This window comes from Pseudoalteromonas rubra, assembly GCF_005886805.2.
Taxonomy (GTDB): domain Bacteria; phylum Pseudomonadota; class Gammaproteobacteria; order Enterobacterales; family Alteromonadaceae; genus Pseudoalteromonas; species Pseudoalteromonas rubra_D.
Window position 1 is genome coordinate 1,110,997 of the sequence record NZ_CP045429.1, and the last position, 25,977, is coordinate 1,136,973.

23 protein-coding genes are annotated in these 25,977 nt (G+C 48.7%); 15 read left to right on the forward strand and 8 right to left on the reverse strand.

Going from position 1 to position 25,977, the window contains the following annotated elements; translation table 11 throughout:
* Positions 1 to 44 precede the first annotated feature (44 nt).
* The 6 genes from CWC22_RS04755 to pspF are packed head-to-tail and all read right to left on the reverse strand — an operon-like array spanning position 45 to position 6,449.
* Positions 45 to 806: an ATP-binding cassette domain-containing protein gene (locus CWC22_RS04755; protein WP_125562182.1), complete on the reverse strand. Its 762-nt coding sequence runs from the start codon at positions 804 to 806 to the stop codon at positions 45 to 47.
* On the reverse strand, positions 791 to 1,798 hold the full coding sequence (locus CWC22_RS04760) for an oligopeptide/dipeptide ABC transporter ATP-binding protein (protein ID WP_049863396.1): 1,008 nt from the start codon (positions 1,796 to 1,798) through the stop codon (positions 791 to 793). The genes CWC22_RS04755 and CWC22_RS04760 overlap by 16 nt, the downstream gene beginning before the upstream one ends.
* On the reverse strand, positions 1,798 to 2,691 hold the full coding sequence (locus tag CWC22_RS04765) for an ABC transporter permease subunit (protein ID WP_125562180.1): 894 nt from the start codon (positions 2,689 to 2,691) through the stop codon (positions 1,798 to 1,800). The genes CWC22_RS04760 and CWC22_RS04765 overlap by 1 nt, the downstream gene beginning before the upstream one ends.
* Positions 2,678 to 3,712, reverse strand: a complete 1,035-nt coding sequence (locus CWC22_RS04770) for an ABC transporter permease (protein ID WP_010386728.1) — start codon at positions 3,710 to 3,712, stop codon at positions 2,678 to 2,680. The genes CWC22_RS04765 and CWC22_RS04770 overlap by 14 nt, the downstream gene beginning before the upstream one ends.
* 2 nt (positions 3,713 to 3,714) lie before the next feature.
* Complete coding sequence (locus CWC22_RS04775) at positions 3,715 to 5,346, reverse strand: ABC transporter substrate-binding protein (RefSeq protein ID WP_419144614.1); 1,632 nt, start codon at positions 5,344 to 5,346, stop codon at positions 3,715 to 3,717.
* Positions 5,347 to 5,384: 38 nt separating this feature from the next.
* The gene (gene pspF, locus CWC22_RS04780) at positions 5,385 to 6,449 is read right to left on the reverse strand and encodes a phage shock protein operon transcriptional activator (protein ID WP_138538951.1); all 1,065 of its coding nucleotides are present in this window, start codon (positions 6,447 to 6,449) and stop codon (positions 5,385 to 5,387) included.
* A 181-nt stretch (positions 6,450 to 6,630) separates the two neighbouring features.
* Between pspF and pspA the strand changes: the two genes are divergently transcribed.
* The 8 genes from pspA (at position 6,631) to CWC22_RS04820 (ending at position 13,313) form a co-directional block, all read left to right on the forward strand.
* The gene (pspA, locus tag CWC22_RS04785; RefSeq protein ID WP_138538950.1) at positions 6,631 to 7,290 is read left to right on the forward strand and encodes a phage shock protein PspA; all 660 of its coding nucleotides are present in this window, start codon (positions 6,631 to 6,633) and stop codon (positions 7,288 to 7,290) included.
* A gap of 75 nt (positions 7,291 to 7,365) precedes the next feature.
* Complete coding sequence (gene pspB, locus CWC22_RS04790; protein ID WP_010386732.1) at positions 7,366 to 7,599, forward strand: envelope stress response membrane protein PspB; 234 nt, start codon at positions 7,366 to 7,368, stop codon at positions 7,597 to 7,599.
* Positions 7,596 to 8,012, forward strand: a complete 417-nt coding sequence (pspC, locus tag CWC22_RS04795) for an envelope stress response membrane protein PspC (RefSeq protein WP_125562176.1) — start codon at positions 7,596 to 7,598, stop codon at positions 8,010 to 8,012. The genes pspB and pspC overlap by 4 nt, the downstream gene beginning before the upstream one ends.
* A gap of 76 nt (positions 8,013 to 8,088) precedes the next feature.
* The gene (locus CWC22_RS04800; protein WP_138538949.1) at positions 8,089 to 9,495 is read left to right on the forward strand and encodes a YcjX family protein; all 1,407 of its coding nucleotides are present in this window, start codon (positions 8,089 to 8,091) and stop codon (positions 9,493 to 9,495) included.
* Positions 9,492 to 10,568 (forward strand): TIGR01620 family protein, encoded by a 1,077-nt coding sequence (locus CWC22_RS04805; RefSeq protein WP_138538948.1) that lies wholly within the window; start codon positions 9,492 to 9,494, stop codon positions 10,566 to 10,568. The genes CWC22_RS04800 and CWC22_RS04805 overlap by 4 nt, the downstream gene beginning before the upstream one ends.
* A 200-nt stretch (positions 10,569 to 10,768) precedes the next feature.
* A complete protein-coding gene (locus CWC22_RS04810) occupies positions 10,769 to 11,947 on the forward strand; it encodes a trans-sulfuration enzyme family protein (RefSeq protein WP_125562170.1) in 1,179 nt (392 codons plus the stop codon).
* Between the two features lie 213 nt (positions 11,948 to 12,160).
* Positions 12,161 to 12,958 (forward strand): phenylalanine 4-monooxygenase, encoded by a 798-nt coding sequence (gene phhA / locus CWC22_RS04815; RefSeq protein WP_138538947.1) that lies wholly within the window; start codon positions 12,161 to 12,163, stop codon positions 12,956 to 12,958.
* 10 nt (positions 12,959 to 12,968) lie between these two features.
* Positions 12,969 to 13,313 carry a 4a-hydroxytetrahydrobiopterin dehydratase gene (locus CWC22_RS04820; protein WP_010386740.1) on the forward strand — a complete coding sequence of 115 codons (345 nt, stop codon included), beginning with the start codon at positions 12,969 to 12,971 and terminating at the stop codon, positions 13,311 to 13,313.
* 87 nt (positions 13,314 to 13,400) lie between these two features.
* On the opposite strand, the gene barA is transcribed toward CWC22_RS04820, so the two are convergent.
* Positions 13,401 to 16,178 carry a two-component sensor histidine kinase BarA gene (gene barA, locus CWC22_RS04825; RefSeq protein WP_125562165.1) on the reverse strand — a complete coding sequence of 926 codons (2,778 nt, stop codon included), beginning with the start codon at positions 16,176 to 16,178 and terminating at the stop codon, positions 13,401 to 13,403.
* An 82-nt stretch (positions 16,179 to 16,260) separates the two neighbouring features.
* Here barA and rlmD point away from each other — a divergent pair, with 82 nt between their 5' ends.
* From rlmD to CWC22_RS04855, 6 genes are all read left to right on the forward strand, one after another.
* Positions 16,261 to 17,586, forward strand: a complete 1,326-nt coding sequence (rlmD, locus tag CWC22_RS04830) for a 23S rRNA (uracil(1939)-C(5))-methyltransferase RlmD (protein WP_138538946.1) — start codon at positions 16,261 to 16,263, stop codon at positions 17,584 to 17,586.
* A gap of 4 nt (positions 17,587 to 17,590) precedes the next feature.
* Complete coding sequence (gene relA / locus CWC22_RS04835) at positions 17,591 to 19,747, forward strand: GTP diphosphokinase (RefSeq protein WP_125562161.1); 2,157 nt, start codon at positions 17,591 to 17,593, stop codon at positions 19,745 to 19,747.
* A gap of 2 nt (positions 19,748 to 19,749) precedes the next feature.
* Positions 19,750 to 20,550, forward strand: coding sequence for a nucleoside triphosphate pyrophosphohydrolase (mazG, locus tag CWC22_RS04840; RefSeq protein ID WP_138538945.1), 801 nt, complete (start codon positions 19,750 to 19,752; stop codon positions 20,548 to 20,550).
* A 103-nt stretch (positions 20,551 to 20,653) separates the two neighbouring features.
* Complete coding sequence (locus tag CWC22_RS04845; RefSeq protein WP_125562157.1) at positions 20,654 to 22,288, forward strand: CTP synthase; 1,635 nt, start codon at positions 20,654 to 20,656, stop codon at positions 22,286 to 22,288.
* Positions 22,289 to 22,473: 185 nt separating this feature from the next.
* Positions 22,474 to 23,766: a phosphopyruvate hydratase gene (gene eno / locus CWC22_RS04850; protein WP_138538944.1), complete on the forward strand. Its 1,293-nt coding sequence runs from the start codon at positions 22,474 to 22,476 to the stop codon at positions 23,764 to 23,766.
* A 110-nt stretch (positions 23,767 to 23,876) separates the two neighbouring features.
* On the forward strand, positions 23,877 to 24,227 hold the full coding sequence (locus CWC22_RS04855) for a hypothetical protein (RefSeq protein ID WP_125562150.1): 351 nt from the start codon (positions 23,877 to 23,879) through the stop codon (positions 24,225 to 24,227).
* Positions 24,228 to 24,264: 37 nt separating this feature from the next.
* On the opposite strand, the gene mutH is transcribed toward CWC22_RS04855, so the two are convergent.
* On the reverse strand, positions 24,265 to 24,900 hold the full coding sequence (gene mutH, locus CWC22_RS04860) for a DNA mismatch repair endonuclease MutH (RefSeq protein WP_230090648.1): 636 nt from the start codon (positions 24,898 to 24,900) through the stop codon (positions 24,265 to 24,267).
* Between the two features lie 470 nt (positions 24,901 to 25,370).
* On the opposite strand from mutH, the gene rppH reads away from it, so the two are divergent.
* Positions 25,371 to 25,889, forward strand: a complete 519-nt coding sequence (gene rppH / locus CWC22_RS04865; protein ID WP_010386751.1) for an RNA pyrophosphohydrolase — start codon at positions 25,371 to 25,373, stop codon at positions 25,887 to 25,889.
* Positions 25,890 to 25,977: the final 88 nt, after the last annotated feature.

Genomic DNA, 25,977 nt, shown 5'->3' on the forward strand with positions numbered 1-25,977 from the left:
AGAGGAATGAGGTGTCTGGCCCACCTGCATAATGTTTTTATCAGTTAAACAGCCAGCAGTTTTTGCATTACTTTAGACTGCGGGGCACGAAAAATCGCTTCGCTTTGCCCGTATTCCACGCTTTTTCCCCGGCTTAACACCAGCAATTTATCACTCATGTGGCGCACCAGACTGAGATGATGGGTGATCAGAATATAACTCAACCCGGAATCGCGTTGCAGTGCCAGAAGCAAGTTTACGGTTTGTGCCCGAACCGATGGATCGAGGGAGGACAGCGCTTCGTCCAGTACCACAACTTTGGGATCGAGGATCAGCGCACGTGCCAGCGCAACCCGTTGTAACTGACCACCACTGAACATATGGGGGTAATAGTCATAATGTTCAGACAGCAAACCCACGCGAGATAAAGTCGCATTGATTTTCTTGTCGCGCTGACGCTGGGTAAGCTGGGTATTTAAGCGCAGACAATCATCCAGCATATCACCTATGGTCAGGCCTGGATTGAGCGAGCGAGTGGGGTCCTGAAAGATAAGTCGGATATGACGACAGTCATGGTTTTGGTGGCCATTGTCTTCAATCATTTCACCATTAAGCAATATCTGTCCCGAATCAGCGTGCTCAGCCCCCGCCAGTACGCGGGCTAAGGTACTTTTCCCTGAGCCGGTTTCGCCAATCACAGCCAGCGTTTCGCCCGGTGCAACGGCAAAAGATACATCCTTCAGCACTTTAACACGCTTGCGTTTGAACAGGCCTGCCCGGGTATTAAAGGTTTTATTCAGTGATTGTACCTTCAGCACGGGTTGCATTTTTTCTTCTCCTGCAGCAAGGGAAAGTGGCAGGCATAGGCATGCCCGTGCGATTTCACCTGAGCCGGTGTAACAACACACTCACGCTGTGCCTGTGGGCACCTTGGGCCCAGTCGGCACCCAATAGGTAAGTGTTGTAAGGGAGGGATGGTGCCTTTGAGCGCAAAGAAAGACGCCTTGTGACCGATCCCATGCGCGTAATCTGGCAGAGATTTTACCAGCGCCTGTGTGTAAGGGTGGTAGGGGTGGCAAAATACTTTCGTCGTGGGTCCCGCTTCGACCATCTGGCCACAATAGAGTACATGCATGGCATGGGACCAGTCGGCGATTTCTTCCAGCTCGTGGGTGATCATCAAGATTGACATGTTTTTAAGCTGGTTGAGGCTTTTCAATAAGCGGAAAACCTGTGCCCGGGTGGTGGTTTCGAGTGCGGTGGTTGGCTCATCTGCAATCAGTAGTTTAGGGCTTCTGGCAATGGCCATCGCTATCATTACTTTCTGGCAGACGCCTTCCGACAGCTCATGAGGGTAGCTGCTCGACACCCGGCGGTGATCCCGGATCCCTACTTTGTGCAGCAGCGCCTTCACCTTTTCTTTGCGCTCATTACGGCGACTAAAAAATCCGCCTTTAAAACAATTATCAGGCAGCGATTCAGCAACCTGATCAAATATTTTGGCGGTGGGATCCAAGCTTCGACTTGGCTCTTGGTAGATCATCGCAATATCCCGGCTCACCAGTTTACGGCGCTTTTCCGGGCTCAGGCGCATTAGGTCCACACCCTGCCAGTGCATCCGGTCGGCAGTGACGCGCCAGCGGTGGTTTAATACGCCAACAATGGCTTTGGCTATTAGGCTTTTACCTGAACCGGATTCACCAACCAGGGCGTGTACTTCACCTTCTTTGAGACTTAAACTGACCCTATCAACAGCGCGGATCACGCCATTGTCTGTGGGTAGTTCGATGGTGAGGTTTTTGATATCAAGTAATTGCATTAATCCGCCTTTCTTGCCTGCAAAGCGTCACGTAACCCATCACCGACAAGGTTAGTCGCAAGCACCGATAAAAACAACAGTGCTCCGGGTAAGCCGACGGTCCAGGGGGCAAGGTAAATTAGTCCCAGGTTTTCTGCCAGCATAGCGCCCCATTCAGTCGTGGGAGGCTGCGCCCCGAGTTTCAAAAAGCCCAGTGCCGCAATGTCCAGAATTGCGGTGGACAAGGCCAGCGTGAATATCACCACAATGTGCTCATAAATATTAGGCAGTACGCCTCGTATGATCAGTTGCCAGCGAGTGGCTCCATCCAGTCGGAATGCACTGATATAGTCTTTGTTCAGTTCTTCAACCACCAGGTTGCGGATTGAGTGAATATATTGCGGAAGCAGCGCGAAAATAATCGCCCACACAGTATTGAATAAGCCAGGGCCCAGAATCGCAATAATGATGATGGCCAGTAACAATGACGGGATCGCCAAGGTGATATCCAGCAGGTGATTGAGCAAACTGGATTTAAAGCCCTGGCTACATCCGGCCAGGGTGCCCAGTACCACACCCATCAGGGTGGTTAACAATGCTGCGACAATCGATAAGCCAAAGGTGTAGGTGGCTCCGCGCATCAGGCGGGATAACACGTCACGACCTAAATCATCGGTGCCCAGAATGAAATTCACATTGCCCTCATCGTGCCAGGAAGGAGGCAGTAACAAGGCATCGGCATGTTGCTGGTCAATGCCATAGGGGGCCAGCAAGGGGGCCAGCAACGCGAGCAAGGTGAGCGCAATAAACAACCACAAACCGACCAGAGCCGGGTGATTGGCTTTAAATTTCCGCCACAGCCGCGATAACGGAGAGCGGTTTGACTCTTCTGTAAAGAGGTTAAACTTTGCCATGGGCCTGGTTCCTGGCTAGCGGGTCAAGGAGCGTGTGGATCACATCAGCCAGCATGTTGGCGAAAATGACAAAAAAGGAGACCGCAAGCAGGCCGCCCTGAATGGCCGGATAATCACGCTGATAGATACTTTCGATCATCCAGCGGCCAATCCCCGGCCAGGAAAAGATCACTTCCGTCACCATCGCGAGCGTGATGAGCGTACTAAATTGCAGACCTATTTGTTTAATCACCGGCAACAGCGCATTGCGCAGTGCGTGGTCGAGGATTAACTGGCGACGGTTGAGACCCTTAGCGCGTGCTGTTTTGATGTAGTTTTGTTCCAGCACAGTTAACATTGAATCGCGGGTAAAGCGCACTAACACTGTGGTGGGATACATGGCCAGCACTACGGTGGGCAGCGTCAGATGGTGCAGAGCATCAGCAAACGCCTGGCCGCCATACGGGAAGTCATGTAGCCAGATATCCAGCAGGATAAAGTTGGTGACGGGTGGGATCTCATATAGCAGGCCAATGCGGCCAGACATGGGAAACCAGCCAAAGCTGAGGCAAAAAATCATGATCAATAACAGCGCCAGCCAGAATACCGGAATAGAAAAGCCCAATAAGGTCAGCGAGCTGATCACTTTGTCTGGCCACTTATTATGATAGGCACTGCAAATCACACCGGCTGGGATACCCAGGCACAGCGCCACGATGAGCGCATAAACACATAGCTCAATGGTGGCGGGGAACAGCTGCTTTACGTGGCCGAATACGGCCTGACCGGAAGACAGTGACAGTCCCCAGTCGCCCTGAAATAGGCGCACCAGGAAGGCCTGATACTGGATCAACAGGTTGTCATCGATATGGTACTTTTGTTCCAGAATTTGTGTCTGGCTGTAATTGGCGTTCAGTTCACCACTGAAGTTGGTAAGCAGATCTCCGGGAAACAAATAATTCAGTGCAAAGGTAAATGCTGTGAGCGCAAACAACATAAACAACAGCAGGCTGAGGCGGCGAAACAGAAAGTCAGCAAACATAGTTAGTTTTTCCTCGCGTTCGCCAAAGAGATCCCGCCAAAGGGACGTAATTCTATGCCCATGACGCTGGTATTACTGGCCTGAAAGCGCATGCCATGGGCGATTGGCACCACTGGTAGTTCAGCAATCAGCATTTGCTGGGCCTGCTGATAAAACTGTTTACGCTGTTGCAGATCTGTGGTGTCGAGTGCCTGAGTCAGTAATAAGTCAAACTCAGGATGACACCAGTTCGCAGGGTTTTTACCGCTAAATGTGGCTGTGCAGCTCAACAAAGGGCTGAAAAAATTGTCCGGGTCGGGTGTATCCGCAGCCCAGCCAAGCAGTACGCTGTCATGTTCATGTTTGCCCACTCGCTCCAGGAAGGTATTCCATTCGTACTCAACGATGGTGGCCCGGATGCCGATTTCGCGCAGATCGCTTTGGATCAACTCGGCCATTTTACGCGCGTTGGGATTATAAATACGTGACACCGGCATGGCCCATAAGTCCATTTCAAAGCCGTCAGGGTAACCTGCTTGTATCAAAAATTCCCGAGCCCGCTCGGGGTCATAGCTGGGCATTGCCTGAGTCTGAAATGCCCAGGAAGAAGGTGGCAATATGGAACGGGCCTGGATCCCGTTCCCGTAAAACACCGCTTTCATGATTTTTTGAAAGTCGATACTGTGTGCCAGTGCTTTACGCACCAGGACATTATCAAAGGGCGGCTTTTCAGTGTTAAACGCCCAGTAGCCGACATTCAGGTTGACGGCCTTATCGACCCGAATATCGCTGCGCGCCGCCAGGGTTTCCAGCTGCGTGGCGCTCGGGTGAGCGGTTATGTCGCATTCTTTGGTCAGCATTTTGGCAATACGGCTGGTATTATTGGTGGTGATGTCATACACCAGCTGGTCCATGGCCAGGTCATGTTTCCAGTAACCTGGGTGCTTGTGATATCGGATCAGGTTATCACGCAGGAAGCCTTTGTATTTATAAGGGCCTGTACCTACCGGCAGCATATCGAAATCCTGTTTGTTTTCCTGCTCTACCAGTTGCATGGCGTATTCCTGTGACAAGATCACAGCAAAGTCAGTGGCGATATTAGATAAAAAACTACTTTCACTACTGAATAGCTCAAACCGTACCGTGTAATCGTCTACTTTGACTATCCGGCGGATCAACTGGTCCATGCCGACACTCTGAAAATAGGGATAATTGGCATCACCGACAAAGTGAAAAGGATTGTAGACGTCGAACAGGCGATTGAACGAAAACACCACATCATCCGCGTTCATCGTGCGCGTTGGCGTAAAATAGTCTGTGCTATGAAAGGTAACGTCTTTGCGTAGTGTAAAGGTGATTTGTTTACCATCTTCACTGATCTCCCACGCTGTTGCCAGTTCCGGACGAAATTCAGCGGTGAGGGGATCTATACTGATCAAGGTGTTGTAGAGCTGGTTGGCTATGATATCTATGGTTGAGCCTGTGGTCGTTACCTGTGGATTAAACGAGATCGGGTTGGCCTCGGCGCAATAGACGATGCCCTGGATTTTACGCTGGGCTTGTGCGGTTCTGTCACCACAGCCACTTAGCAGGGTACAGAGTAAAGCGGTAATGGGCAGCAGCCAGCGTATGCCCAGGTGCGCTGGGAGGGGCATCTGGGTTGATGTTTTATCAGTTGCTCTGTTAGCCACGGCTAAGCCTCTTGTTGCGAGTCCAGTAGGTTGTACTTTTTCAGGTAGCCTCGTAACTGGTGATAGGTTAGCCCGAGGTTCTGAGCGGTTTTTTTCTGGTTAAACTGGCTGTGCTCTAAAGCAGTACGCAGCAGGTCGATTTCAAATTCATTAGACAGCGTTTTTAAATCGCAAGGAAACGCGGCCGGTGCGGGTTTGGTTTGCGTTGCTTCAGGCACGACGACAGGGGCAACCGCTGCCGGAGCTGGTGTATCTGTGGCCTTTTTAATTCTCTGTGTGGGTCGATAAGGACTGGCGAACGGGTCGAATACAATCTGGTGAACGGCCAGCTGTTCGCTGCCATGGCGATATAAACTTCGTTCTACTACATTCTTGAGTTCACGAATATTGCCCGGCCAGGGGTAATCGAGCAGCAACTCTGTAGCGCTGCGGGTAAAGCCACTGAACAACGACCAGCCCAGATCGCGGGCCATATTAATGGCGAAATGTTCGGCCAGTAGCAGGATATCTTCTTTACGTTCGCGCAGCGGCGGTAAGGTGATGACGTCAAACGCTAAGCGATCCAGCAAATCGTGACGAAACTCACCATTATCGGCAAGGGTTGGCAGGTCTTCGTTGGTCGCGCAAACAAGGCGGGTGTCCACTTTGACCGTTTGTTTACCGCCCACCCGTTCGAATTCGCCATATTCAATCACCCGCAGCAGTTTTTCCTGCACCATGGCGGATGTATTCGCAAGTTCATCGAGGAACAGTGTGCCGCTGTTGGCGCGTTCAAAGCGGCCTTCGTGGCGTTTGCTGGCCCCGGTAAATGCGCCACTTTCATGGCCAAACAGTTCACTCTCCAGCAGGTTTTCATTCAGTGCGGCACAGTTGAGTTTGACATAGTTCTGGTCCCACCGCTCTGACAGGTAGTGCAAACGGGCTGCGATCAGCTCTTTACCGGTACCACGTTCTCCGATGATCAGTACTGGCTTTTCCAGAGGTGCCAGTTGCGACACCTGATCTAATACAGCTAAAAAGCTATCCGATTGGCCGAGTAAATTATCCTGTTGGCGAAACTGGCTCATATTGCCTAACTCTTAGTATTTTTGACTAACATCTAGTGTATTTTAAAAAATGGTGAAGCGAAAGTCTTTTTCTATAATTATAACTTGTTGATTTTAATAAAGTAATTTTATTGAAAAGTTGGCAAGCTAATTGATACATCTAACCAGCAAACTAAATTACTAACCAAAGAGGTAATAGATTATGGGAATCTTTTCACGTTTTGCTGATATTGTTAATTCTAATATCAATGCGATTCTGGATAAAGCGGAAGATCCAGAAAAAATGGTCCGTTTGATCATTCAGGAAATGGAAGACACCTTAGTTGAAGTACGTTCGACGTCGGCAAAGACGCTGGCGGAGAAAAAAGAGCTGGAGCGTCGTGTTGAACAGCTGCGTACGCAGGCCGATGACTGGCAGCAAAAGGCAGAATTGGCACTGACTAAAGACCGCGAGGATCTGGCACGTGCGGCGCTGCTAGAAAAGCAAAAAGCCACGGATGCAGCAGACAGCGTGTCTCAGGAATTGTCACATGTTGAGTCACACATTGAGAAGCTACAACAGGAAGTGACGACGCTGCAGGAAAAGCTGGCCGATGCAAAAGCGCGTCAAAAAGCCATTGTACTGCGTCAGCGCTCTGCCGAATCACGTCTGGATGTGAAAAAGGCGCTGGACAGCAGTAAAGTCGAGGATGCACTGAATCGTTTCGAACGTTACGAGAGCAAAATCGACGGACTGGAGTCTCAAGTTGAGTCATACGATTTAGGTAAAAAATCGCTGGCTGATGAGATTGCCGATCTGCAAAAAAATGAAAAAATAGATGATGAGCTTGAGGCGTTGAAGAAAAAGTTAGCCGATAAGTGAATTTGACTGCACCTGCTGTTAAGGTAGGTGCAATAATGAAAACAACAACGTGCCCAGGTTAGACAGGAGAGGAATATGTTTGATGCAGAGATTTTAGTCGCCCCGATCATCATTTTTATGATTGTTGTGGCGCCGCTATGGTTGATCCTGCACTATCGCAGCAAAAAGCAGGTGAGTCAGGGGCTGAGCGAACACGAACACCGCCAGCTGGTAGAGTTGGCACACAAAGCAGAGAAAATGGCGCAGCGCGTTGAAACGTTGGAGGCCCTGCTTGACCAAGAGTCACCAGAATGGAGACGCAAAGTATGAGTAAACGTAGACGAGAATTATACCGCGACCCGAAAAGGGGCAAGTTAGCGGGCGTATGTGCCGGACTCAGTGATTACTTTGATATGGAGCTTTGGCTGGTTCGGATCCTGTTTGTAACCGCTGTGTTGTTATCAGGTGGCCCACTGTTTATTGTAGTTTATATTGCCTGTTGGTTTATTTTGGACAAAAAGGCAGAAACACCATCGACATCAGGTTCAGACAGTAACTACTCGAGCAAAGATGAAGATCCTGTTTCGGTCAAGTTTAAAGTCTGGCAAAAAGGTGAGCCGCCGCGTCAGGCCCTGTTTGACCTGAAAGAACGCTTAACACGCCTGGATGGCCGTATCCAGCACATGGAAACGTACGTCACCTCGAGTGAGTACACGGTAAAACGCGAGATCAACAAACTCTGATCAGAGTGCGAAGGGGCGCTGCCTGATATTGGCAGCCCTGCCACCTTTGCCTACAAAATAAGGAAGATGTGTCTTTATGAGTGTATCGGGCTTGACTGCCAGGGCGCTGCAAAAGCTACAGCAAACCACCCATAAAACCCTCACCCGAAGCCTGGACAGACATGTCAAACTGGCTGTGACCGGATTCAGCGGGAGTGGTAAAACGGCCTTTATTACGGCGTTAGTGAAACACTTAACCACTCAGGCGACAGCACAGAACCTGCCTTTTTTTGAAGTTGTGCGAGAGCAGCGATTAATTGCCTGCAAGCAGGTACCACAAAGTGCACTGGACATTCCCCGGTTTGAGTACCAACATGCAGTGCAGCATTTACTGGCCGATCCACCCAGCTGGCCACCTTCCACGCAGCGGATTAATACCCTGACTCTGGCGTTGAAGTTTCGCTCGGCGCAGGGGGTCAGACAGCACCTCAGTGAAACCCACACTGTTTACCTGGAGTTGATCGATTATCCGGGTGAATGGCTAATGGATTTGCCGATGTTGAATCAGGATTTTGCATCCTGGAGTGAGCAACAACTCAATCGTTTGAAAAAAACCGATTATGCACAGGTCAGTGCGCCTTTTTTACAGCAATTAGAACAATTTGATGCATGCGCAGCGGTGAATGAAAGCGAGCTCACAACGATGGCCGGTCTCTATGCGGGTGTGTTAAAGCAGCTTAAGGCACACACTCAACTGGCGCAGCTACAGCCCGGCCGCATGTTGATCCCCGGAGAGCTCGACGGTGCACCAATTTTGCAGTTTTTTCCATTACCAGCCCCACAAAATGCATCTGAGCAGAGCCAGTATCACCACCTCGAACAGCGCTTTGAAGCCTATAAAAAGCAGGTTATCACCCCGTTTTACCGGGAGCATTTTTGCCGCTTCGACCGCCAACTGGTGCTGGTGGATTTGCTCAGCGCGCTTAACGATGGACATACCACATTAACGGAAACTCAGGCTGCATTAAGCGATACGCTGGCGATGTTTCGTCATGGTAAAAGTGGTTTACTGGGGCGTTTATTTCGTCCCAGCATAGATAAGGTGCTGTTTGCTGCCAATAAATGTGACAGTGTTGCGCTGGCAGATCAGGATAAGCTGACCCGGTTGTTACACGCTTTACTGATCCCCAGCGAAAACGAACTGAAATTCTCAGGGGTTGATATAGATACGATGGCGATTTCTTCAGTGAAGAGCACGCAGCCAAAACAGCTCACTGAGCAGGGGAAACCCCTGTCTTGTATTTATGGTAAGCCGGTTGGTGAATCGAACTATATCAGTTATTTGCCGCCCATTCCGCCTGAGCATCTGCCGACTGAGCAGCAGTGGCCAAAACAGGGCTATGAGTTTTTGTCTTTTGAGCCTTACCCGGCTTATCAGGGGCAAATTGAACATATTCGTCTGGATCATGTATTACAATTTTTATTGGGAGATAAACTTTTATGAGTGAGCCTGCCCAGTCACCCAGAGGACGGCGAGTTCGGGTTGAAGCAGCCCCACAGGCTGCCCAGCCAGCAACAGAACCCGGCGATACGCAACAAGCCCGACGAATAGACGAGAGCGCGGAACACATCGAGGTTGGGACATCACATGTCCCGGAAGCGGCTCTGGACACTCAGTTACAGTCGCTCAATGTGGAAACCGTCACAAAACCGGTCAGCACCGGGCTGACCTGGCGCAAATTATTGCTGCTGGGACTGGCCATTCTCATTCCGGTAGAAATGGGTCTGACATTGATTGAGGCGCTCAGCCGCAGTTGGTTGCTGGCCGGGTTGTACGGGGTGGTCATCGTGAGTGCGCTGGTTGTGCTGGGCAAGTTTTGCTGGTCGGAAGTACGCGCACTTGGCAGACTGAAAAAGTTGCAACAGCAACGCATCGGGGCGCAAAGATTAATGAGTAGTAACCAGATTGGTGAAGCGCAGGCCTGGTTGAAGCCGCTATTAAAGCAGCATGATTCACAACAGGTTAGCCAGTTTATGGCGACAGTCCAGCCTCATTTTACCGATCAGGAAGTACTGACCTTATATGATGCGACTTTATTAAAAGACCTGGACGAGCAGGCCCGGGCTTTGATAGCCCAGTTTGCCAGTACGTCAGCACTGATGGTGGCGATTAGCCCAATGGCCATTACCGATATGCTGGCCGTGTTATGGCGGGGTGTTACACTGATTGAACGGCTCAGCCAGTTGTATGGGATTAAATTGGGGTATCGTAGTCGCATTGAACTTTACCGCTTGCTGTTCAAGCAGATCGTCTTTGTCGGTGCCAGTGAGCTGCTGAGCGACCTGGCGGCCACCAGTCTGGGTGCGGAGCTGTTGGGTAAATTATCTGCGCGTTCAGCACAGGGACTCAGCGCCGGCGTGTTCACCGCCCGACTGGGCTATAAAGCCATGGACTTATGTCGGCCTATACCCGCTAAGGCGCCGGCTGCTGGATACTTGTCGCAAACAGCGCGGCAACTTGCAAACCTGTTAATTCGTCAGTCCCCTGACAAGTCGGAGGAGACCAATAAAGTTTAGTATGTAAGCACATACTTTTCTCTTGGGGTTTGATATGAAAGGAAACCCTGGCTTTTCCTATTTTTCATGACAACTTATGTGTACACCCGAGTGAATTTAACCGGCTCGGGTTAGCCATCTGCGCGTCCGGCACGCTTGTACATTTTTGTGCCATGGAATATCTAATTAGTATTCATCCGAATAACAAAAATAGGCAAGCAATGAAGAAGTTACACGATCAGACCAACTGTATTCATGGTCCACACCACTTTGATGATCCACATGGTGCACTGACGGCGCCTTTGTATCAGAGTTCAACATTCAAGTTTAAAGATGCGGCACAGGGAGCTGCGCGTTTTGCCGGTGAAGAGGCAGGTTATATCTATACTCGCCTTGGCAACCCTACCACCCGAGAGCTGGAAGAAAAGCTCGCTCAGCTGGAAGAAATGGAAGATGCTGCGGCCACCGCAACTGGCATGGGCGCTGTATCCGCTTCCGTGCTGAGCTTTTTACAGCAAGGCGATCACCTGATTGCATCCAAAGCCTTGTATGGATGTAGCTTCGCTTTATTTGCGCACATGTTGCCCAAATTCGGTATCGAAGTGACCTTTGTTGATATGACCGATCCACAGGCACTGGCCGACGCGGTGCAGCCAAACAGTAAGATGTTATTTGCCGAAACACCGATCAATCCAAATATGACGGTATTGGATTTGGCAATGTTGGGGCAGTTTGCTCAGCAGCATAAGTTGATCAGTGTGGTAGACAACACCTTTATGACGCCATTACTGCAAAAACCCAAGCATTTTGGCATCGACATTGTGATCCACAGTGCCACTAAGTACCTCAACGGACATGGCGACGTAGTCGCAGGCATTGTGTGTGGCAGTGCAGAGCATATCGAACTTATCAAACTGACCGTATTGAAAGACATCGGCGCGACCATCAGTCCACACGATGCCTGGCTTATCAATCGTGGCCTTAAAACCTTGCATGTGCGCGTTGCACGTCACTGCGAAAATGCACAGAAAGTGGCTGAGTTCCTTGATAGCCATCCGAAGGTGGATACCGTTTACTACCCGGGCTTGCCGTCTCATCCAGGTTATCGATTCCTTGGTGAGCAAATGAAAGGGGCAGGTGGTGTCATTGCATTTGAGATCAAAGGCGGAGTCAGTGAGGGTGAGAAGTTTATTAATGCCACTGAGCTTTGCACACTGGCCGTGAGTCTGGGTGATCCAGAAACGCTGATCCAGCACCCGGCATCGATGACGCACTCACCCTACACACCAGAAGAGCGTCAGGCAGCTGGGATTTCTGATGGTCTGATCCGCATTTCTGTGGGACTGGAAGCGGTGGAAGATATCATCGCTGACCTAGAGAATGCGTTTTTATGTATATAATAATTTACAGTTGCTCGCTCTGTGAGCCCTGTAAAATATAGGGTGTATGTTTTTGTGTCTATTTGTGTAATTTAAAGTGTACAAAAATGACCTTTCTGGCCAGGCCGATTTCAGGCCTGGCTATTAAACTTTTCCTCACTTTTACATAGTATCCGGATAACACTTTGACGCGTTGTTTTTGTTCATACACGACGCATTACCAAGAAGGTTACTATGGCTAAATCGAGTAAATACACGTCTAAGCAGCCCAACGAGCAGGGCCTGATCGAATGGACAGAAGAAGAAAACCAGATCTGGTCTGAACTGGTTGCCAGACAGCTTGAGTGCATTAAAGGCAAAGCGTGTGATGAGTATCTCGAAGGCCTGCAAAAAATCAATTTACCTCACGATCGTATTCCGCAGTTGCATGAGCTGAATGAAGCACTGGAGCGAGAAACTGGCTGGCAGGTTGCGCCAGTCCCTGCGTTGATCGACTTTGATGAGTTTTTCCGCCTCCTTGCGAATAAACAATTTCCGGTTGCAACTTTTATCCGTAGCCGCGAGGAGTTTGATTATCTTCAGGAACCGGATATTTTCCACGAAATCTTCGGCCACTGTGCCATGCTGACCAATCCAGCTTTTGCTGAATTTACGCATAGATACGGTCAGTTAGGCTATGCAGCTGAGAAAAAAGATCGTGTCTATCTGGCTCGTCTTTACTGGTTCACCGTTGAGTTCGGTTTGATGCAAACTGATGATGGTCTGCGCATTTATGGCGGTGGGATTTTGTCGAGCCCGGGTGAGACTCAGTATGTTTACAGTGGTGAACCAGAGATTAACCCGTTAGAAGTACTTGATGTACTGCGTACGCCTTATCGAATTGATATTATGCAGCCTTTGTACTACACCATTAACGCCATTGATGATTTGTTTGAGATCTCACAAATGGATATTATGGCGCTTGTACGCAAGGCCAAAGAGCTGGGCCTGTTTGAGCCTAAGTTCCCACCTAAAAACAAACTAGCAAGTTAAGGATTTATTGATGTCTGATTTAAGTGCACAAAAATGTGAAGCGTGTCGTGCGGATGCGCCTAAAGTGTCAGATGCCGAATTAGCTGAACTGATCAAGCTGATCCCGGATTGGGTGCCAGAAGTACGTGATGGCATTATGCAGCTTGAGCGTGTTTATAAGTTCAAGAACTTCAAGCAAGCCATTGCATTTACTAACAAAGTGGGTGATATGGCGGAAGATGAAGGTCATCACCCTGGTCTGCTGACCGAATGGGGCAAAGTGACGGTAACTTGGTGGAGCCACTCTATCAAAGGTCTGCACAAAAATGACTTCATCTGTGCTGCGAAAACTGACGAGATCTTTGCCGCACTATAAGTGTCGGGCAAATAAAAAAGGCGCATCAGCGCCTTTTTTAATGCCTGTAAGGTTGCCGAAGTATAGCGGACAACCTTCTTATTTTCGCTAATGTGTGAGTGTCGGTCCCGATACTGTTTGTGAATCTCGCTCTAAATGTTCCAGTTCGTCAATCAGCTCCAACAATTCCGGTTCAATGTAATCAAAATCGCGTGATTGTTTTAATGCCGTTTCCAGCGTTTCGGCCAGGTTCTTGAGCGTGGGGACGCCGGTATAACAGCAGGCACCATGAAACTTATGGATCACGGTCAGCAAAGTTTGGGTGTCTTCCTGTTGTGCAGAGCCATTCAGCTGCTCTAAGGTTTCGGGAACACTCTGCAACAGCATATCCAGCATCTCCAGCGCCAGTTCAGGTTTATTGCCTGCACGTTGCAACGCAAGCTCCCAGTCCAGCAAATGGCTTTCAAACGGGGCAATACTGGCAACCTGAGGCTGTTGTGTTTTTTGTTTTTCCGGTGGCAGCGAGGGGCTGTGATCACAAATGATCTGACGTAACATGTCTTCGTCTATGGGCTTTGTCATATAGCCGTTGAAGCCGTCTTTGATCAATTGCTCTTTTTCACCGGTCAACGCATGGGCCGTTACTGCAATGATCGGGGTATCGTCATTGAGTGAGGATTCTTTGATTGTTCGGCATGCCGTGATGCCATCCATAATCGGCATCTGAATATCCATAAATATCAGGTCATACTTTTGTGATTTACATAAGCTGACGGCCTGTGCGCCGTTGTGGGCGGTGTCTATGGTGTCTACTTGTTCTTCCAGCAAAGTATAAAGCAGCTTTAAATTGGCATCATTGTCATCGGCTATCATGACTTTGAGCGGTAAGTGCGCCAAATCCGTATCGTCAATCGACACACTGGGGTGATCTAAGCGGTAAGGTGCAGCGAGCATATCGCACAGTTTACGGTGATGCATGGGTTTGCTAATACAGGCGTCTGCACCACTGCCAATTAACGACTCGCGCATGTTGTGAGAGATGGTATTCACCATCAAATACAGGTAATCCGCCATCTCTCTGGCCTGAGTGATATAGGCCTTTACGGTTTGCATGTCGTCTACCGTTGCCATATTGCCTATCAGGCAGATGTCATACCTAAACTCTTGCTCTAATGCGGCGAAGAAAGTGTCTTCATTTTTACAGCAGGTGACCTGCATTGCCCAGTCTTCCAGCTGAGCCTGAACGGCATTGCGGGTATGCTCTTGTGGTTCAAAATACAACACGCGCTTGTTCTCAAGCGGCTTAGTTGGCAGGTCATCGTCGAACAAGCGGCTTGGCAGGTTAAAAATGGCATTAAAGGTAAAGCAGGAGCCATTGCCCGGGGCAGAGTTCAGCGTGATTCGACCACTCATGGCTTCAACAATGTGTTTAGTGATGATTAAGCCAAGCCCCGTGCCGCCGAACTTACGGGTAATGCTGGAGTCGGCTTGCGCAAACGGGGTAAAGAGAGTGTCTTGTTTCTCCTGAGCAATGCCCAAACCGGTATCACTAACAGAAATCAGGAGTGATGTCTGGCTATCCCCTTTGAGGCGGTGGCTGATGTCGACTTTGACTGAGCCTTTTTCGGTAAACTTCACGGCATTGCTGATCAGGTTGATCAGCACCTGTTTAAAGCGCGTAGGGTCGCCGACCAGGTTGTCCGGTACCTGGCGATTAATGGCAATCGACAGTTCCAGTTGCTTTTCGTAGGCACTGGGTGCAAGCAGCGTCATGACCTCATTGACCGCATCCCTGAGCTGGAATTGGATACTTTCAAGCTCCATCGCGCCGGCTTCGAGTTTAGAGAAATCCAGAATGTCACTGATGATGGTCAACAGGCTATTGGCAGACAACTCTATGGTATCCAGATAGTCTTTTTGGTGTTTGTTGAGTGGGGTTTTATACAGTTGGCGGGTAAAGCCGATAACGCCGTTAAGCGGGGTTCTTAATTCATGACTCATTTTGGCCAGGAAGTCAGACTTAACCCGGTTGGCGACCTGTGCTTCTTTTTTGGCAATATTCAGCTGAATGTTCTGAGTTTCATATTGCTCCAGGGTTTCCCGGTAATCGCAGGTTGCTTGATCGATGTGCTTTTGCATTTCATCGCGTTGGAGCACCATTTTTTCGCTGATGGTGATCAGGCCTTCACGGAGCAAGTCAAACTCGCCCTGCATCGGCTGTTCTACACCGATTTTGGTTTTGCCTTCAAGGAGTTTGTCTGTGGCCAGCAACAAATGAGACAGGGGGGTTGAGAACATCCGACTCAGTCGGGTTGATACAAAGGCACTGAGCAACAAGGCCACCATGATAATAGCACCACTGAATAGCAGGGCCTGTTGTTGGCCAATGATTGCTTGATCTTTACTCAGTTCTATCATCAACACGGCGGTGGTGCGGGTATGGGCATTTTGCCAGTCGGAGGCGGGTTGTTGTTGTAGTTTTACCGGCGCAAAAATAATGTATCTGTCGAGGTACTGGACGATTTCTGTCGCATGCAGCTCGGTTACATTGCCACGATAATGCAGCTGATTAAAGTCATTGTGGTAGTTACTGGTTAAAAGCAACTGATTGTCTTCATTGAACAGCGCGATGCTATTGACGAAATTGCCATGTTGATTATGCGTAGTGGTGATCACCCGGTGCAATCTGGCTTTATCTCTTTCGGCCAGCGGTTGCTCCACTGTCATTGCCAATGTATTGGCCAGACTGGTGCCTTGTTGCTTGAGGATTTGTTCAAGCTCAACGTAGCGATTTATAGTAAAATAGCCGCCAAGTACCAGGCCGATTAACACCGTCGGGATCAGGGTCAACACTAATACGCTGTCGCGTAAACTCAATTTAGACATAAATTGGATGTAAAACAGTAAGTAGTCTGAGTCCTAGAGTATCGAGTTAACAGGTGTTTAGCAATCTTATAGGGGCGGCAATATGGCACAAATATTTCGTGCTGGAAAATCTTCTAAACAACGTAGTAAGCAAGTCGAGACAGTGGAACTGCAGATCGACTCATTAGATCACCAGGGACGAGGTGTATGTAGGCACCAGGGCAAAGTTGGCTTTGTCGATGGCGCACTGAGTTCTGAGCGGGTTAAAGGGCGCATTCACACCCAGAAAAGTCGTGTTTTCGAAGCGCGCACCGTCAAAGTGCTTACGCCAAGTGAGCAGCGGGTCACGCCATTTTGTGAGTACTATCAGCACTGTGGTGGCTGCTCATTACAACATCTGGACGCCAGTGCGCAGCTGGTGCACAAACAGCAAGCGGTGAGTGCGTTGTTTGACAAATTTGCAGGTACAACTGAGCTGCCCTGGATGTCACCCTTGACAGGCCAGGCGCGGCATTATCGTCGTGCAGCGCGCATCGCCTGTATTTATGATAAACAAAACGATCAGGTAAAATTGGGTTTTCGGGCAGCAGGGTCGAAGAAGATCATCGAAATTAACCACTGTTCGGTGATGGTCGATGCCTTTGCTGGTGGCTTTGACGCGTTACGGCAAGTGTTAAATAGTCATCCGGAGCTACGCAGCGTCAGCCATATTCAGCTGTGTGCGGCTGACAACGGCGCATTTGTGCTGTTTCGTCATATTCGCGCAGTCAGTGATCAGGCTAAAATGCATGTCGCTGAGCGCCTTGCGGCGCATAACTGGCAGCTGATCTGGGATGATGGCAAGACGGAGCCGAGTTATGACAGTTTGCCAGCTTATCAAAGTGCCGGTGTGACGTTTGAATTTAAACTGAGTAACTTTATTCAGGTTAATCGGGACATTAACGAGTTGATGCTAAAACAGGCGCTGGACTGGCTGGCTTTGACAGGCCAGGAGCGTCTGTTGGATCTGTTTTGTGGGATTGGTAACTTCTCGCTATTGCTGGCAAAACAAGCGAACGAAGTGGTTGCTGTCGAAGGGGTAGCTGAGTCGGTTGCAATGGCACGACAAAATGCGCACACTAACCACATCGACACAGTCAGTTTTCATCAGTTTGATCTGACTCAGCCACTGACAGAAGCAACTTGGTTTCATGAGTCGCTGGACGTACTGGTGTTAGACCCTTCACGCACAGGTGCGTATGAAGTACTACGCCAGTTGCCGTTGACGCAATTTAAACAGGTTTTGTATGTGTCCTGCGATCCGGTGACTATGGCCAGAGATGCGGCACTGTTACTGGAAGCTGGCTTTGTGGTCGATAAAATAGGCTTAATGAATATGTTCCCACACACAGGACATATAGAAACCATGGCGTTGTTCCAAAGGAGGTAGTTATATGGTTGCGACTCGCCAGTCTCATCAATCCGGTCTGCCAGCTGATTTTCATGCTCGGCTTGCGTTACTGAACTTAGCGCAGGAAAAACGAGACCGACTGGATCAGGTTTATGCTCTGTGTCCACAAGATGATTCAACCACCACCCTGGCCAAAGCCATTGAAATGGTTGAGATACTGGCAGAGCTGAATTTTGATTCAGAGTCGCTGGCTGGCGCATTTTTGACCCCTTACTTCCTATCCGGGCAAGTTGAGCTTGATGCCATTGAGCAGGCACAAGGTGAAAATGTTGCCTTGTTGCTCAAAGGCGTTGAACAAATGGCGTCGATCAGTACTTTGGCACACCAAGGGAAAGGCAGTCTGCAAATCGACAAAATTCGTCGCATGTTGTTAGCCATGGTAGAAGATGTGCGTGCTGTGGTGATCAAGCTGGCCGAGCAGATCTGCTACCTGCGCGCGGTAAAAAATGCTTCTGAAGAAGAACGCGTGGTGGCCGCAAAGGCCACGGCTAATATCTTTGCGCCGTTGGCAAACCGGTTGGGAATAGGGCAACTCAAGTGGGAGCTCGAAGATCTCTCATTTCGCTATTTGCATCCAACAACCTATAAAAACATTGCCAAGCAGCTGTCAGACAAACGCCTTGATCGTGAAGCCTACATGGCCAGTATGGTGGAGTTAGTCCAGAATAAGCTTAAAGACGCCGGTATAGAGGCTGAAGTGTACGGCCGTCCTAAGCATATTTACAGCATCTATAAAAAAATGATGCAAAAGAATTATGAGTTTGATCAGCTGTTTGATATCCGCGCCATGCGGGTGGTGGTCAATGAAATTCAGGATTGTTATGGTGCGCTGGGCATAGTGCATACCAATTGGCGACATCTGCACAAAGAATTTGATGACTATGTTGCGACGCCTAAACAGAATGGTTATCAGTCAATTCACACGGTGGTTTTTGGCCCTGAAGGTAAAACCGTTGAGATCCAGATCCGTACCCAGGCCATGCATCAGGATGCAGAACTGGGCGTAGCGGCGCACTGGATGTACAAAGAAGGTGCTTTGCCGGGTCGTGGCTCGGGGTACGAGCAAAAAATCAGCTGGCTGAGAAAACTGCTGCAATGGCAAGAAGAAGTGGTTGATGGTAGTGAACTGGCGGAAGAGTTAAAAAATCAGGTTGTGGAAGACCGAGTGTATGTCTTTACACCCAAAGGCGATATTTTTGATCTGCCACTGGGCGCCACCCCATTGGATTTTGCCTACTATATTCACTCCAATGTTGGCCATCGCTGCATTGGTGCCAAGGTATTTGGCAAGATAGTGCCGTTTACCCATAAGTTATCGACTGGCGATCAGGTCGAGATACTGACTCAGAAAAACCCTTCGCCAAGTCGGGATTGGCTTAGTCCGTCTTTGGGGTATGTTCATTCATCCAGAGCGCGCAGCAAGATACATCACTGGTTTAAGCAACAAGACAGAGATAAAAACCTTCAGGCTGGTAAAGAGATCCTCGATGGGCACCTGCAAAAGCTGGATTTGACTTACAAGGATCTAGACTCAGCCATTGAACGGTTTAATTTTAAAGAGCTCGACGATTTGATGGTGGCCATTGGGGCCGGTGATATTCGTATTAATCAGTTCCTGAACTACGTGCAGGACAAACCTGAGCCTATGCCTAAGCTCAAAATGAGCGCGCCGAAAAAACACAAGGGCGATAGTAATGGCATTGTGGTGGAGGGCGTTGGTAATCTGATGAGCCATGTTGCCAAGTGCTGTCAGCCCGTACCCGGTGATGAAATCGTGGGTTATATCACCCAGGGGCGGGGCATTGCGGTGCATCGCGCCGATTGTGATTCTTTTGCCCATATTTGTGAGCAGCACCCAGAGCGGGAAATCGCTGTCAGCTGGGCGGACGAAGTCCGTTCCAGTTATGCCGTTACCCTACATATTGAAGCTAATGACCGCCATGGCCTGATCCGCGACATCAGTTCGGTGCTGGCCAACGAAAAACTCAATGTGATGAATATGAACGTCAATACCCTGGATGACAAAGATGTCGCGATTTTCACGATGAAACTGGAAGTGGGCGACCTAGGTGCAATGAATCGCTTACTCACTAAACTGATGCAAATTGAAGGCGTGTTTGAAGCCAGGAGACAACACTGAGTATGAGTGCCCCGTTACAGCAGTTGCTGGATATCATGGCGACCCTGCGCGATCCACAAAAGGGTTGCGCCTGGGATCAACAACAGACCTTCGAAAGCATAGTGCCACATACACTGGAAGAAGCGTACGAAGTGGCCGATAGCATAGAAAAGCAAGATTTTGCCGGGCTCAAAGATGAGTTGGGGGATTTACTGTTTCAGGTGATATTTTATGCCCAGTTGGGTAAAGAAGCCGGGTTGTTTGAGTTTGAAGACATAGTGAAGGGGCTAAACGATAAGCTGGTACGCCGTCACCCCCATGTTTTTGACACACCGGATGCGACATTGAGTGACGCCGAATTACAGGCGCAGTGGCAGGCAATCAAAGACACTGAGCGTGGTGCTCAGTCTACGGGCTTTGGTGACGATGTGCCACTAAACCTGCCCGCTCTTTCGCGGGCGGCGAAAATTCAAAGGCGCGCGGCTTCTTTGGGGTTCGACTGGCCTACTTATCAGGGCGCGCTGGATAAAGTGGCTGAAGAGGTCACTGAGGTGAATGAAGCACTGAGTCAGGACCCGCTGTCTGAGCACAGTGCTGAGGAGCTGGGAGATTTGTTGTTTGCCACCGTGAATGTAGTGCGACATGTAAAACGTGACCCGGAACAGCTATTACGCCGTGCGAGTGACAAATTTATTGGCCGTTTCAGCGCCATTGAAGGTATTCTGGCGGAACAACAGATTGCCTTATCTGACGCCAGTTTGGCGCAAATGGATGATGCCTGGGAAGAAGTCAAACGACGCCAGCGCTTAGGTGAGAATAATTAAAGGGGGTGATTTTTCGCTGGATTGCCCCTAGCGTTTTTGCTATACTATTGCCCCGTCTTGATTCTTATTTAAATTCCATTTTTCCTGATATTCTAGGGTTCGCATGAGTACAAAATTTATCTTCGTAACGGGCGGAGTTGTTTCCTCCTTGGGTAAAGGTATTGCTGCTGCTTCATTAGCTGCAATATTAGAAGCGCGTGGTTTAAACGTCACTATCCTTAAGCTGGATCCTTATATCAATGTTGACCCTGGCACGATGAGCCCGATCCAACATGGTGAAGTCTTTGTGACAGAAGACGGCGCAGAAACTGACTTGGATTTAGGTCACTATGAGCGTTTCATTCGCACCAAAATGACCAGCCGCAACAACTTCACACAAGGTCGTGTTTTTGAAGATGTGCTGCGTCGCGAGCGTAAAGGTGAATACCTAGGCGCGACTATCCAGGTGATCCCACACATCACCAACGACATTAAACGTCGTGTACTTGAAGGCGCTGAAGGCCACGATATCGCCATTGTTGAAATTGGTGGTACTGTGGGTGACATCGAGTCACAACCTTTTCTTGAAGCGATCCGTCAGCTCGGTACTGAGCTGGGCCGTGAGCACGCTTTATTTATGCATTTGACCCTAGTACCTTTCCTGGGCGCTGCGGGCGAAGTGAAAACTAAACCAACTCAGCATTCTGTTAAAGAACTGCGTTCAATTGGTATTCAACCGGATATTTTGGTTTGTCGTTCAAACTGCAAATTACCAGCCAATGAGCGCGCTAAGATCGCACTGTTCACGAACGTAGAAGAAAAAGCCGTTATTTCATTGCAGGACGTAGATAGCATCTACAAAATCCCTGCGCTGCTTAAATCTCAGGAATTGGATAACCTGGTATGTCGTCGTTTCTATCTGGATGTACCGGAAGCGGACCTGTCAGAGTGGGAACAAGTGTTATATCAGGAGTCAAACCCGACTGGTGAAGTGACCATTGGTATGGTTGGTAAATACATTGAATTGCCAGACGCATACAAGTCAGTCAATGAAGCGCTTAAGCACGCGGGACTTAAGAATCGAGTGACCGTAAACATCGAGTATGTTGATTCACAGGACATCGAGAGCAAAGGCACTGAACTGCTCGAGCATCTGGATGCGATTTTGGTACCGGGTGGTTTCGGTAACCGTGGTGTTGAAGGTAAGATCCTGGCGGCCAAATATGCTCGTGAAAACAAGGTACCTTACCTGGGCATATGTTTGGGAATGCAGGTTGCACTGATTGAATACGCACGCAATGTAGCAGGTTTGGAAGGTGCTAACTCGACTGAGTTCGATACCAAATCACCTCATCCGGTAGTTGGTCTGATCACTGAATGGTTAGATGCTGATGGTAAGGTTGAAACCCGTACCGAAGAGTCGGATTTGGGCGGCACGATGCGCTTAGGCGCTCAGCTGTGTCACCTGAAAGAAGGTTCAAAAGTACGCGACGTATATGGCAATGCGGAGATCACAGAGCGTCACCGCCACCGCTACGAGGTGAACAACCATTATGTTGAGCGCCTTGAGCAGGCTGGTCTGGCATTCACTGGCCTGTCAGAAGACAAAAAGCTGGTTGAGATCATCGAAAATAAAGATCACCCTTGGTTTATTGCCGCTCAGTTCCACCCTGAGTTTACTTCTACGCCACGCGACGGCCACCCGTTATTTGAGGGTTTCGTTGCAGCTGCGTTCAGCTACCAAAAAGCTGACTCTTAATAATAAAAAGCCGTGCCTCAGTGCACGGCTTTTTTAATTACCGAATGCGTTAAATAATCCAGCGCATTGCTATGTAACTGTCAGGCTCCACTTTGCATGGGCCATCAATAAACCCAGCGCGGTTATATAGCAATGCGAAAGCAGACACACAACACACTCACCACTTTGGGAAAAGAGGAATCAAGATGTCAAAAATCGTAAAAGTGATTGGCCGTGAAGTTATGGACTCACGTGGTAACCCTACCGTTGAAGCCGATGTTCATTTAGAGTCGGGCGCATGGGGCCGCGCATGTGCACCATCAGGTGCATCAACAGGAACTCGCGAAGCACTTGAATTACGTGACGGAGATAAAGCTCGTTACCTGGGTAAAGGTGTACTGACTGCGGTAAACTATGTGAACAATGAAATTGCAGCAGCCCTGAACGGACACAATGCCCTGGAACAACGTGCAATCGATCAGCTGATGCTGGATTTAGACGGCACTGAAAACAAAGAAAAGCTGGGTGCAAACGCGATTCTGGCAGTGTCTTTGGCAACCGCTAAGGCTGCTGCTCAGGAAAAAGGTGTTGCACTGTACGAACACATTGCAGACATCAATGGCACTGCTGGTCAGTACTCTATGCCTGTACCTATGATGAACATTCTGAACGGCGGTGAGCACGCAGACAACAACGTTGATATTCAGGAGTTCATGGTTCAGCCGGTTGGTGCGAAAAGCTTCCGTGAAGCACTGCGCATGGGTGCAGAAATCTTCCATAGCCTGAAAAAAGTACTTAAGTCACGTGGCCTGAATACCGCTGTAGGTGATGAAGGTGGCTTTGCACCAGATCTTAAATCAAATGAAGAAGCTCTGGAAGTGATCGTTGAAGCGGTTGCCGCAGCAGGTTATGAAATGAACCAGGATGTGACGCTGGCGCTGGATTGTGCAGCTTCTGAGTTCTACAGAGACGGCAAATATGACCTACAGGGTGAAGGCAAAGTATTCGATTCTGAAGGCTTCGCAGGCTTCCTGGCCGATCTGGCAGCACGTTACCCAATCGTTTCTATCGAAGATGGCCTGGACGAAAGTGATTGGGCTGGCTGGAAGATCCTGACAGATAAGATCGGTGATAAAGTCCAGCTGGTCGGTGACGATTTGTTCGTTACCAACACGAAGATCCTTAAGCGTGGTATCGATGAGCAGATCGGTAACTCTATCCTGATTAAGTTCAACCAAATTGGTTCACTGTCTGAAACACTGGATGCAATCAAGATGGCGCAGGATGCAGGCTTCACAGCGGTTATTTCTCACCGTTCAGGCGAAACAGAAGACGCAACGATTGCAGACTTAGCTGTGGGTACAGCAGCTGGCCAGATCAAGACAGGTTCACTGTGTCGTTCTGACCGCGTTGCTAAGTACAACCAGCTATTACGTATCGAAGAAGCGCTTGGCGATAAGGCTGTCTACAAAGGTCGTAGCGAGATCAAAGGTCAGTAATCAATCTGACCAGATAAAAAAGCCGCGTAATTTAACGCGGCTTTTTTGTGCAATTTACTCTATGTTCCTGTATCATACCCGGCCAGATAATAACTAATAAAGGACTAATTATGAAATTCAAAAAACTTATTGCGTCTATTTCTTTGGTTGCAGCCAGCATTAGTGCACCTGCATTTGCAAACTACTCATGTAAAGGTAAAGTGAGTTCAGTATCACTGGGAGCGAATAGTCGATTGTATGCTTCTATAGATGGTGTAGTAAGTAATGGTGGGATCTGTTTTTTAAACGATTCGGAAAAAGGCAAGTTCTGTAACGCGGTATACAGTAGCTTATTGGTTGCACTTGGTGCACAAAAAGAGGTGGTAGTATACTTCAGCAAAGGGACTGCAGCGGACTGTAACAAAGGAAGCTGGGTTACTTTTGAAGATCATGGCTTTTACCATATCAGTTTGAAAAAATAGTCATTTGATACAGGGAGCCTGACATATTCAATCAGGCTCAACCAGCATACTGTTGCGACAAAATCCCCTGTGTAAACTGCATTTTCAGATAAAACCCGCGTGGCAGGGTTTTTATCAGTTTACCTTGTGGACCAATGGCGTCTGTCAGCGCTTTACTATTGGCGGCTTTTGGTCGGATCTGCATTACTTCACCAAGTTTGCCACTAATTTCATCTACACGCCCAAGTGCAATTAATTCAATTTGTTCTTCCCAGTCTCGTTGTAGCTGATGCTCCTGAATCGCAGTTGGTTGCCATAAAAAGCCTGTCCCTATGGTGCGATCAACCGGGGCTATGTCTCGTTCCGCTAAAATCGGTAGCCACAATACATGAGTAAGCTTTTTCTTTACGGTACTGTCTTGCCAGCGTAAACCGGTCAGATTGGTGAGGGGAACCACTGACACATAGGTGGTTTCGAGTGGTTTGCCGTTATAGCCTATGGGCAGGGTTTTTAGTTCGACACCGATAAACTCAAAGTCAGGCACTGGTTTAGAGCCTGCACTGGCTCCCAACACATATTCAATGAGCTGGCCAGGCCAGCCTTTTTCCCGGGTCAGATCTTGTGGGGTTTTAAAATGAAACTGCGCAGCCAGTTCCCCCAGGGTCTGCCCGGCAATGGCATCTACACGGGTCATGAGTTCAGCAATGGATTGGGGTGGGGTGGGCTTTTGCACAGTCTGGCTCGTTACTATCTGATTGGCCTCGTATGGTAACAAAAATAATTAGGAAATGTGGATTAATACAGGTTTGTGTGTTTTTTGAACGTCTTCTCTGTGGGTTATTCTTTAAGCTGTGACTTTCCCACTATCTAGATTTAATTTTCTGATTTATATGGCTTTTTTAAATTTCATCCAACATCATTTAGAGTCAAAAATGGCCATCCATTGGATAAATACAAGTATATAAACATAATTATCCACAGATTCTGTGGAGAAAATGCAAATTTGACTAGGTTATTGTGGATTTGTTTGTAAAATCATCATGATTAGTCAAACTTATGCACAAGTTGTGGGTAAGTTGCGTAAAAGCAGGAATTAAATTTGCCCAGTGCTCTGAGTTGTGGAACAATCAAAATCATATCAAACAAATATACGAGGCACTTAAGGTGATTGATGCCGAAGGATTTCGTGCCAATGTAGGAATTGTTATTTGTAACAATCAGGGGCAGGTATTTTGGGCGCGGCGCTATGGCCAGCATTCATGGCAGTTTCCGCAAGGGGGTGTGGATGAAGGTGAAACGCCCGAGCAGACCATGTACCGTGAACTGCATGAAGAGGTTGGGCTACGACCGGAAGATGTGGAAATCGTTGCCAGCTCAAAACATTGGTTACGTTATAAATTACCAAAGCGACTGATCCGTAAAGACTCAAGTCCAGTGTGTATTGGCCAGAAGCAAAAATGGTTTCTGCTGAAACTCAAGTGCAAAGATGAAGATGTAGACTTAATGCGCACACATCACCCTGAATTTGATGATTGGCGTTGGGTCAGTTATTGGTATCCTGTGCGCCAGGTTGTGTCGTTTAAACGCGATGTATACCGCAGGGTGATGAAAGAGTTTGCCCCCTTTGCGATGCCTTTTAATCGTAAAGAACATGCACATAAAGACCACTGGCGACGTCGTTAGATAGCATAGCGTATCGTCACCAGTGTTGGTTATGCTTAACAGAAAGAGTAAATGAGCAGTACAGAGCGATTTCTACCAATTTAGGAGT